A 10,136-nucleotide genomic window follows, 5' to 3' on the forward strand; every position below is an offset into this window, starting at 1 on the left:
TCCTGGGCAGTCAACGTGTGCGTAGTGACGGTTTGGCGTATCGTACTCAACGTGAGACGTTGCGATGGTGATACCACGATCACGCTCTTCTGGTGCGTTATCGATTGACGCGAAGTCACGAGCAGCACCGCCGTGTACTTTTGCAAGTACCGTACAGATAGCTGCGGTCAGCGTAGTTTTACCATGGTCAACGTGGCCAATAGTACCAACGTTAACGTGCGTTTTCGTACGTTCAAATTTTTCTTTAGACATGACAGTCCCTCTAAGCACGGTATTTCGGTGGCATTACGACCACACAACCAACAATCAGGTTTGTTGAGTATATATCAAACGGCTTGAAGTTACCTTGGAGAGGATGGTGCTGATAGGCAGATTTGAACTGCCGACCTCACCCTTACCAAGGGTGCGCTCTACCGACTGAGCTATATCAGCACTCTAAAAAGAGTGGAGCGGGCAGCGGGAATCGAACCCGCATCATCAGCTTGGAAGGCTGAGGTAATAGCCATTATACGATGCCCGCAATCGTTACTCGTAGAGCTATTCAAACAATTTGAAAATGGTGGTGGAAGAAGGATTCGAACCTTCGAAGGCTGAGCCGTCAGATTTACAGTCTGATCCCTTTGACCGCTCGGGAATTCCACCTAAATTTTGGTGCCGGCTGCCGGAATCGAACTGGCGACCTACTGATTACAAGTCAGTTGCTCTACCAACTGAGCTAAGCCGGCGACAAGTGCTGCGCATTCTATGCCATGGATTTGAGGGGTGCAATAGGGAATTTTAAAAAAATGGGTGATTTTTTCGTCTTTTGCGCATTTTTTCGCGTGATTGTTGCGAAAATAACCACCCCGCCCACTCAACGCCAATCGTCGGCGCTTTTCCTTCCCTTTCGTTTGCGGTATCGTCACCCTCTTTACTGGCTTAAGGCACATGGATCATGAATGCAACGCTAACGCCTTATTTGTCGTTCGAGCGTCAACAATGGGCTGAACTGAGGGATGCAGTGCCCATGACGCTCACCGAAGATGATATTGACCGCTTGCGCGGCCTTAACGAGCATTTGTCGATGGATGAGGTGCGCGATATTTATCTTCCTCTATCCCGGCTGCTTAATCTCTATGTGAAAGCGCGCAAAAGCCGGACGGAAGTGCTAGACGAGTTTTTATCCCAGCCCGTCTCAAATCATGTGCCCTATGTCATTGGCATCGCGGGCAGCGTCGCCGTGGGGAAAAGTACCACCGCACGTCTTTTAAAAGCCCTGCTGACACGGTGGCCAGATCATCCTAAAGTTGCACTCGTGACCACTGACGGCTTTTTATACCCCAACGCCGAGCTTGAGTCGCGTGGCATCATGCATAAAAAAGGGTTTCCGCAATCTTATGACATGCGCAAGCTGGTTGAGTTTGTGGCCGACGTCAAATCAGGAAAAGACTGCGTCACCGCGCCGATTTATTCTCACTTGGTGTACGACATCACTCCTGACGTGCAAAAAGTGGAGAAACCCGACATATTGATCCTCGAAGGGCTCAACGTCCTGCAAAGTGGCATGGATTACCCGCATGACCCACATCATGTGTTTATTTCCGACTTTCTCGACTTTTCTATCTATGTCGACGCCGAACCAGAGTTACTAAAGCATTGGTATATTGAGCGCTTTATGAAGTTCCGCCGAGGTGCCTTTCTCGATCCACAGGCTTACTTTCATCACTACACGCGGCTATCGGTCGACGAAGCCACTCAAAAGGCGGCGACCATCTGGGATGACATTAACGGGAAAAACTTATCGGAAAACATTTTACCCACCCGTGAGCGCGCCAGTTTAATCCTAGAAAAAGGTGCCAACCACTCTGTTCAACGCATCCGTGTGCGCAAATAGTCCTTACAATCGCCGAGATTAGTCATCGCGTCTTAGAGAAATCTCTCCACCTAAATAAGGCGTGATGTCACCCTCAACGTCAAGTAATAAGGCACCGTGTTCGTCGATACCGCGCTCAATGCCACGGACTTCCCGCTCTCCCATGAGTAGTTTGACGGGGCGATCAATAAAGTTATCCAACTTGGGCCAGTCGGCCATGATGCTCGATAGCCCATGTTGCTCATAGTCAATCAGTGCTTCTTTTAAACGCTCAATCAAGGTTGCCGCCAATGTATTGCGCGATGGCATTGGATGGCAAGCGTCCGCTAATCGAGCCCAAGGCTGATCGATGCTGTCACGCAAATGCGCCCCCATACCAATATTCAACCCCATGCCGATCACAAGGTGAGCCGCATCGCCCGTTTGCCCCGTCATTTCCACTAAGATGCCAGCGAGCTTTTTATCCTGAAAATACAGGTCGTTGGGCCATTTCACCTTCACACCTGGCGCGCCTAGTTCATGGAGTGCTTTGGTGATCGCCACACCAACCACTAGGCTCAGTCCCATCGCCGCCGCAGGGCCGGCATCTAAACGCCAATACATCGACAAATACAAGTTACTGCCAAAAGGCGACTGCCACGCGCGACCACGGCGACCCCGTCCTTGCTGCTGATATTCAGCCAAGCAAACACTGCCTGACGCAAGTTGTCCAACACGTTCCATCAAGTACTGATTGGTCGAATCAATGACCGGGATCACGGATAAAGCGGGCACATCGGTATGCTCACTGAGCCAGACGTCATCGAGCAACTCAATCGGTTGCGATAAGCAATAGCCTTTGCCCTGCACCCGATAGATATCCAGTCCCCACGATTGCAACACTTTGATATGTTTGCTGACCGCCGCTCGGCTCATGCCTAGCGCATCGCCTAGCATTTCGCCAGAGTGGAATTCACCATCGGATAAACGATCGATAAGGGTAAGCCTTGCGGTATGTGCACTGCTCATTGTGCCTCCAAGCTGGTTTCGCCCTTGGCGCCCATAAAGCGCACCTCATGTTGCAAGGTCACACCAAACCGCGCCTTGACTTCGTCGACCACCTGCTTTGCTAACTGAATGACGTCTTGGCTGGTTGCATGATTAGCGTTGGTCAGCACTAAGGCTTGTTTTGGATGTACACGCGCGCCTCCCACTTGCTTGCCTTTCAAACCACATTGGTCAATCAGCCAGCCTGCGGCGAGCTTCTTTTTCCCCTCTCCGGCAAAGTACATGGGTATCTCGGGATAACAGGTTTGCAAGGTTTGCGCCTGGTGTGCATCAATCACTGGGTTTTTGAAAAAGCTTCCCGCATTGCCACACTCACGGGGATCAGGGAGCTTGGCTTGGCGAATCGCACAGACCGCGTCAAAAATGGTTTGCGCTGATACCCGCTCTGGATCGAGATCCGCCAGCGCACCATATTTGAGCACGGGCTGCCACGTCTTCGCTAATCGGAACCCCACTTGCGTAATCACCCACCCTGTCATCGCGTCGGTTTTAAATATCGAGTCGCGATAGCCAAATTGGCAGGCTGCTCGGGTCAAACGACGTGTTTGCTGAGTCGATGGATTGACGATATCGACATACGCGCACCGCTCGCAAAACTCGACACCGTAAGCACCAATGTTTTGAATCGGCGCCGCACCAACACAGCCAGGAATAAGCGCGAGGTTTTCCAGCCCAGGGAACCCATTATCAATGCTCCAAGCGACTAAGTTATGCCAGGATTCTCCAGCCCCTACATGCAATACCCAGTGGTCGCCCTCATCATCGACTGATATACCAGTCAGGCGATTAAGCACCACCACGCCCTGAAAGTCTTGGCAAAAAAGCAGGTTGCTGCCTTCTCCCACCACTAGCTTAGGAAGCGTCAGATCGTCAGCATGCTGCCAAATCGCATATAAATCCTCCACGGTGTGCGCTTCCACGATCGCATGAGCGTGGGCGGGGAGACCAAAGGTGTGATGGGGTGTCAAGGACACATCAGATAACCACTTCATCAATGCATTACGCTGTCAGAAAAAATCATGGATAGGTATACTACCTGTCCTGCTCGTATTGCGCATCTATTAGGCTATGGATAATTACCACATTCACCCACTCGAGCCGTTACGGTTTCCTCTCGTGGCACGATTCTATAAAACCTACTATCCACCGGGTAAACCGAAAAAAGATGAACATATCTGGGTGGTGGATGGACCCAGCGGCTTATGTGGTGCGGTCCGCTTTCAACAACGTCAAAATTACCAATTACTCACTGGCATGTTGCTGCACCCACACTTGCGCGGGTCGGGGCTAAGTCATCAACTACTCGACGCCGTCCAGCCCGTATTGGCGCAACGCCCAAGCTTTTGCTTGGCATTTCGACCATTGACCGCTTTATACGTGCAACACGGTTTCAGCAGTGTGGACACACCAGCCCTGCCAGAGGAATTGGCGGCACGCTACCAAAGCTACTGTCATAGCGGTAAAGACTTAGTCGCGATGCAATACGCACCTAAAGCGTGACATTTACAACAAAGCCACCGCGCAGTCATCCGTGACTTGACCTAATTTCTGGTATAATTCAGGGTTTAGCATCAAACCGCTCGACTCTGGCCGTCGAACAACAAGAGGTAACAATGGATTCAGCGAACGCAAACCGGCAGCTTATCGACCGTCTGCCCACCATTGCGCACCAGCCAGAAAATCTCGAAACCTTATTAGATGCCGTCTCGTTTAGAGAGCGCTTGCTTAGTGAAATAAAAAAGGCGAAATCCAGGATTTACCTCGTCGCCTTGTATCTGCAGGATGATGAGGCTGGACGTAGCGTGCTTGATGCACTGTATGAAGCGAAACAGGCCAATCCTGATCTGGATATCAAGGTATTAGTCGATTGGCATCGCGCGCAAAGAGGCTTGATCGGGGCAGAGCAATCTGACGGCAATGCGGGATTATATCGCGCCTATGCTGAGCGTTACCCGCACAAAATAGAGGTACTCGGCGTACCAGTCAGAAACCGAGAAGTGTTTGGCGTGCTGCACCTAAAAGGCTTTGTGTTTGATGACACAGTGCTCTACAGCGGTGCAAGCTTAAACGATGTTTATTTAGCGCAACATAATAGATATCGATACGACCGCTATCATGTGCTCGACAATAAAGCGCTTGCCGACACCATGGCAGACTTTATTGTTAATACCCTAACGGCGGATAGTGCGGTCAATTGCCTCACCTCGCCAGATCGGCCAAATAGCAAAGCACTTAAGCCTAGCATTCGTGAGTTTCGAACTCAGCTGCAGCGTGCGAGTTATCGCTACGATAATGAGCCTCTCCGTGAGGACCAAGTCGGGCTAACTCCTATGGTCGGATTGGGTAAACGTAAGAACAAGCTCAATCGCTATATCTGCCATCTAATTGCGAGCGCGCAAAAAGAGTTGGTGATTTGCACCCCTTACTTTAATCCGCCACGCAGTGTGGTCAGAGAAATCCGCCGTGCACTACGCCGAGGTGTGACAGTGAGCATCATTGTTGGCGATAAAACCGCCAATGACTTTTACTCGCCGCCAGAAGCGCCCTTTAAGACCATTTCGGCACTCCCCTACCTGTATGAAGTCAACCTACGTAACTTTGCGCGCCGTAACGAAGCAGCCATTGCCAAACGCCAGTTAAACATCCATATTTGGAAGCATGATGACAACAGTTTTCACTTAAAAGGAATCTGGGTCGATCGCCAATACATGTTGCTGACGGGCAATAACCTGAATCCACGCGCATGGAAGCTAGACTTAGAAAACGCTATCTTGATCCATGATAAGCATCAGCAACTCGAAGCGCAGAAACAGCAAGAAGTAGATAAGATACTGGCACACACTCAGTTGGTCGGCAGCTATAAACAGATCGAAAAAATGGAGGACTATCCCGTCCCGGTCAAACGTCTGCTCAAGCGGATTAAGCGGGTTAAGGCCGATCATTTACTCAATCAAATACTCTAGGTGATGATGCGATGAAACAAGCCAAAATTGCCGCGATTGACGTTGATGCACAATGCACATTCACACCGCTTTGTCCTGATGAGCTGCCTGTGCCTGAGGGCGACACCATCGGGCCAGCTCTGAATCAGCAAGCGGCATTGGCTGACCTACGCGTACTCACCAAAGATGCACACCCCACCAATGCTGTCTGGGTGGTTGATAAACCTGCTGATATGTTGCAGCCCTTAGCACATAAGAATGCTGATCTAACTTGGGTCAAGCATGCTGTGCCCGGCACCAAAGGATTTGAAACCATCGATGGCTTGCCCCCGGTCACCGAATACGACTATGTGGTTTGGAAAGGTATTGAGCCTGATCTTCACCCCTACGGTGCATGCTTTCATGATATTGAAGAAAAACTCAGCACGGGCTTGATTGAATGGCTACACAGCCAAGAAGTAGAAACCGTGGTTGTCGGTGGCTTAGCTACCGATTACTGCGTCAAAACCACGGCTATCCAATTGAAAAAGCGCGGCCGTTTTGACGTCATTGTCAACCTTGCCGCGTGTCGTGGTATTAACCCCGACACGGTATCGTCGGCTTGTGACGAAATGATCGCCGTCGGTATTCGACTCGTGGATAGTCAAATCGCGTTAAGCTGCTTACTTCCGCGTTAATTTGTATCGCAGTGGATCATCAATTTCCGCTGCGATCTTCCTCGCTATTTTAACGAAACTCATAGCCCGCACACATCAATAAGTTTGAGTCTTTAGACATAACTGCATTTTGACTAACAAGATTACTAGGCTTGTTAACCACTATCCTCTACTGTCTTGTTAACTATTTTCACAATAAAAAATAAGTTTGGAGGATAGCATGCTCAAACCTACCGCACTGGGTCTCCTGATCGGCGCGTCATTATGTAGCACCGCTTGGGCGATGCCTGCATCGCAGCTTGATGCACTCGGAAACGGCCTCGATGTCCAATACCAAGTCATTGATAATAAGCAAGATGACTGGCGTTCATTTATGGGTAACGTCGCCTTTACCAACCAAAGCACTCAGACACTGCCTAAAACAGGCTGGGCGATTTATTTCAGTCACATCCGCATGATCAATTCGATCGATACCGATCAACTTAAAGTCTCACACGTCAATGGGGATCTCTTCAAACTCGAGCCCACGGACAGCTTTGTTCCGCTCGCCCCTGGTGATCAATTAGTCGTCGGCTTTAATGCCTCTGACTGGCAAGTCGCAAAATCCGATATCATGCCAAACTGGTATTTAGCGTCCGACGGTGAAGCTGGCATGCATACCGCATTGATTACCAGTACCAGTAACCACAAAAATGGCCAAGTGCCCACCAAGCCGGATGATGAGCTCGCCTTTGTCGGTGACTTTGACACGCCCGCACAGTGGAAGCGCTACGGCGGTGCACTCACCGACCATTATGACCCGTTCACGGCCGAACAGCGCTATGCGCGCAATGCTGATCTGTCGTTGGTCAATACCCAAGGGCACGTGCTACCCACCCCTGCCAGTCGCATTGAGAAAAATGGCCATGTCATCCTCGATAGCGAGTGGACCGTGGTCTACGACAATGGCTATCAAGCGCAAGCACAATGGCTTGCCGATCAACTTGGCATTTCAGCCACCGACTGGGCACCTACCAACCAAAAAGTTATTCATGTGGGCTGGGGAAAAGTCAGCCTGAATGGAAGCGACCAGTGGCATGAAGCTTATCGCTTAGATGTACAACCTGAGCAGCAGCGTATTGACATCGATGCCCCTGATCAAGCGGGAGCCCTATATGCTGCGCAAAGCCTGCTGCAACTCAAAACCGGCGACACACTCAAGGCGGTGACGCTAACTGACGCACCACGCTTTGCTTACCGAGGCCTGTCTGTCGATGCGGCGCGAAACTTCCGCAGCAAAGAAGCCATCTTTAAGTTACTCGATCAGATGGCCGCTTTGAAACTCAACAAACTGCATCTACGCCTCAGTGATGATGAAGCATGGCGTATTGAGATCCCAGCCCTCCCGGAACTGGCGGACGTCGGTAGCAAACGCTGTCATGATTTGTCGGAAACCCGCTGCGTGTTGCCCTTCTTAGGTGCAGGGCCTGACGGCACAGAAGCATCCAATGGGTATTACACCACGGAAGATTATCAAGCGATCTTGCGTAAAGCAGAGGCGCTCAATATCACCGTCATTCCAGAAGTAGATATGCCAGGTCACGCGCACGCGGCCATCAAAGCGATGGAAGCGCGTTACCACAAGTACATGGCACAAGGTGATGAAGCCAAAGCGAAAGAATATTTGCTCACGGACTTTGAAGACGACACACAATACCTCTCTGTGCAGATGTTTACCGACAACGCGATAAATGTCTGTATGGAATCCAGTTATCGCTTCGTCGATACGGTGGTTGCCGCGCTCGTCGACGCGCATCGAGACATACAGCCGCTCGATACATTTCACTTTGGCGGTGATGAAATTGCCGGTGCCTGGAAAGAGTCGCCCGTCTGTCAGTCCTTTATTGCAGATAACGATGCAGGTGTGAACAGTGTTGACGATCTGAGTCAGTACTTTGTTGAGCGTATTTCGCACATTACCCAACGTCATCAGCTCGATCTCGGTGGTTGGGAAGATGGCCTCATGCACAACAATAAAGTCTATCCACGCGCACAACTTGCCAATGAGCACGTCTATGGCAACGCGTGGCAAAATATCTGGGAGTGGGGCGTTGCCGATCGCGCCTATAATCTCGCCAACAATGGCTATGGCGTTATCTATAACCAAGCCACACATCTCTATTTTGACCACCCCTATGAACCAGACCCAAGTGAGCGTGGCTATTATTGGGCACCCCGTTTTACCGATACCCGTAAGACGTTTAGCTTTATGCCCGATGATCTCTACGCTAACGCAGATGCAAAGCGCAATGGTGCACCTATCACCAAACAGGAAGTACTAGACGCTGCCACCGTGAAAACACTGACGCGTCCAGACAATGTGCTTGGTTTACAGGCATCTATTTGGAGCGAAACTATTCGCTCCGATGGCCAATTTGAATCCATGACCTTCCCTCGCCTCTTCGCCATGGCTGAGCGAGCTTGGCACCGTGCCGAATGGGAAGCAAGCACTCAAACCGGACAAGAGGCGAATCAAACCAAGCGCAACATTGATTACAACCTCTTTGCTAATCAGTTAGCGAACTACTGGTTCCCACAACTAGAGCAACAGGGTGTGGGCTTCCGCTTACCCGTTCCGGGTGGAGTGATAGAAAGTGGTATATTGAAAGCGAACTCGCCATTCCCTGGACTCACCATTGAGTACTCAACCGATAATGGTGCAAGCTGGCAGACCTATGATGCGGCGAACGCTCCTCACGTCACTGCACCAGTGCAGCTGCGTACCATTTCAGGTGATCGAGTAAGTCGAGTCAGTAAAATTCAATAATCAAGCTATTACACAGCTTAGAAAAAACAAAGCCCCGTCGACAAGACGGGGCTTTTTATTGGCTCTTGGATAGATGGAAAATGAAAAGACATCTACTCGGCAGGCAGTTTAAAGCAAGGCATAAAGGGCCAGGCTTTATTGAACTTCCAAATACAAAAAAGCCCCGACAGTGAGGTCAGGGCTTGGTGTTTTCTCATCAAAGTCTTACTTTTTATCTGCTTTGATAATTAAATCACTTCTAATTAAAGTCTTACACTAAGCTGCTTTAATTAGGTTATCTTGTTTGATGCGATGAGGATTTTGAATCGAGACGCGCAGTGTATGCCAATACATGAGCATCGCAGATATCAAAAGCATCGAGCTATCAACAAGATAAGCAATGAAAGCCTGGCGATGTCCTACTCTCACATGGGGAGACCCCACACTACCATCGGCGCTGCTTCGTTTCACTACTGAGTTCGGCATGGAGTCAGGTGGGTCCAAAGCGCTATGGTCGCCAAGCAAAATTTTGTCTGGAACAAAATTTAACGCACTTCAGTGCGGCCCGTCAGGGTCAAATACAAGGATGTATTTGATAAATTCGTTCCTAAATCTAGAAAGCTGTTCGTTCTCGCCACAATCAACTGGCTTTATTCAAGTCCAACCCAAAACCTCTTGGGTGTTGTATGGTTAAGCCTCACGGGCAATTAGTACAGGTTAGCTCAACGCCTCACAGCGCTTACACACCCTGCCTATCAACGTTCTAGTCTAGAACAACCCTTTAGAGAGCTCGAAGCTCTAGGGATGACTCATCTCGGGGCCAGCTTCGCGCTTAGATGCTTTCAGCGCTTATC

Annotated in this window: 8 protein-coding genes, 4 tRNA genes and 2 rRNA genes; 5 read left to right on the forward strand and 9 right to left on the reverse strand. The window is 50.1% G+C overall.

The genetic code is table 11. The annotated features are described in order from the left end of the window. From BZG72_RS15575 to BZG72_RS15595, 5 genes are all read right to left on the reverse strand, one after another. On the reverse strand, positions 1-252 hold a 252-nt coding region (locus tag BZG72_RS15575; protein WP_241832565.1), incomplete at its 3' end, for a GTP-binding protein. Between the two features lie 104 nt (positions 253-356). After that, positions 357-432: transfer RNA gene (locus BZG72_RS15580), tRNA-Thr, on the reverse strand. A gap of 13 nt (positions 433-445) precedes the next feature. Beyond that, positions 446-520: transfer RNA gene (locus BZG72_RS15585), tRNA-Gly, on the reverse strand. A gap of 37 nt (positions 521-557) precedes the next feature. Next, positions 558-642: transfer RNA gene (locus tag BZG72_RS15590), tRNA-Tyr, on the reverse strand. A gap of 7 nt (positions 643-649) precedes the next feature. After that, positions 650-725 (reverse strand) — tRNA-Thr (locus BZG72_RS15595). 209 nt (positions 726-934) lie between these two features. On the opposite strand from BZG72_RS15595, the gene coaA reads away from it, so the two are divergent. Next, the gene (coaA, locus tag BZG72_RS15600) at positions 935-1,873 is read left to right on the forward strand and encodes a type I pantothenate kinase (RefSeq protein ID WP_077579423.1); all 939 of its coding nucleotides are present in this window, start codon (positions 935-937) and stop codon (positions 1,871-1,873) included. Between the two features lie 18 nt (positions 1,874-1,891). Here coaA and birA read toward each other — a convergent pair whose 3' ends face one another. Then, positions 1,892-2,860: a bifunctional biotin--[acetyl-CoA-carboxylase] ligase/biotin operon repressor BirA gene (gene birA / locus BZG72_RS15605; protein WP_046074506.1), complete on the reverse strand. Its 969-nt coding sequence runs from the start codon at positions 2,858-2,860 to the stop codon at positions 1,892-1,894. After that, positions 2,857-3,891: a UDP-N-acetylmuramate dehydrogenase gene (murB, locus tag BZG72_RS15610; RefSeq protein WP_077667241.1), complete on the reverse strand. Its 1,035-nt coding sequence runs from the start codon at positions 3,889-3,891 to the stop codon at positions 2,857-2,859. Before murB ends, birA begins: the two co-directional genes overlap by 4 nt. A 124-nt stretch (positions 3,892-4,015) precedes the next feature. Here murB and BZG72_RS15615 point away from each other — a divergent pair, with 124 nt between their 5' ends. The 4 genes from BZG72_RS15615 to BZG72_RS15630 all read left to right on the forward strand — a co-directional run bounded on the left by BZG72_RS15615 (position 4,016) and on the right by BZG72_RS15630 (position 9,303). Continuing rightward, positions 4,016-4,399: a GNAT family N-acetyltransferase gene (locus BZG72_RS15615; protein WP_338013105.1), complete on the forward strand. Its 384-nt coding sequence runs from the start codon at positions 4,016-4,018 to the stop codon at positions 4,397-4,399. 113 nt (positions 4,400-4,512) lie between these two features. Beyond that, positions 4,513-5,862, forward strand: a complete 1,350-nt coding sequence (gene pssA, locus BZG72_RS15620) for a CDP-diacylglycerol--serine O-phosphatidyltransferase (RefSeq protein WP_046074503.1) — start codon at positions 4,513-4,515, stop codon at positions 5,860-5,862. 11 nt (positions 5,863-5,873) lie between these two features. Continuing rightward, positions 5,874-6,518: a nicotinamidase gene (locus BZG72_RS15625; protein ID WP_046074502.1), complete on the forward strand. Its 645-nt coding sequence runs from the start codon at positions 5,874-5,876 to the stop codon at positions 6,516-6,518. A gap of 199 nt (positions 6,519-6,717) precedes the next feature. Then, positions 6,718-9,303 carry a family 20 glycosylhydrolase gene (locus BZG72_RS15630; RefSeq protein WP_046074501.1) on the forward strand — a complete coding sequence of 862 codons (2,586 nt, stop codon included), beginning with the start codon at positions 6,718-6,720 and terminating at the stop codon, positions 9,301-9,303. A 385-nt stretch (positions 9,304-9,688) separates the two neighbouring features. On the opposite strand, the gene rrf is transcribed toward BZG72_RS15630, so the two are convergent. Together rrf and BZG72_RS15640 are read right to left on the reverse strand one after the other, a co-directional pair. Continuing rightward, positions 9,689-9,804: ribosomal RNA gene (gene rrf, locus BZG72_RS15635) — 5S ribosomal RNA — on the reverse strand. 164 nt (positions 9,805-9,968) lie between these two features. Then, positions 9,969-10,136, reverse strand: a 23S ribosomal RNA gene (locus tag BZG72_RS15640); the annotation flags it as partial.

The organism is Salinivibrio sp. PR6 (assembly GCF_001995955.1).
GTDB classification, from domain to species: Bacteria; Pseudomonadota; Gammaproteobacteria; order Enterobacterales; family Vibrionaceae; genus Salinivibrio; species Salinivibrio siamensis.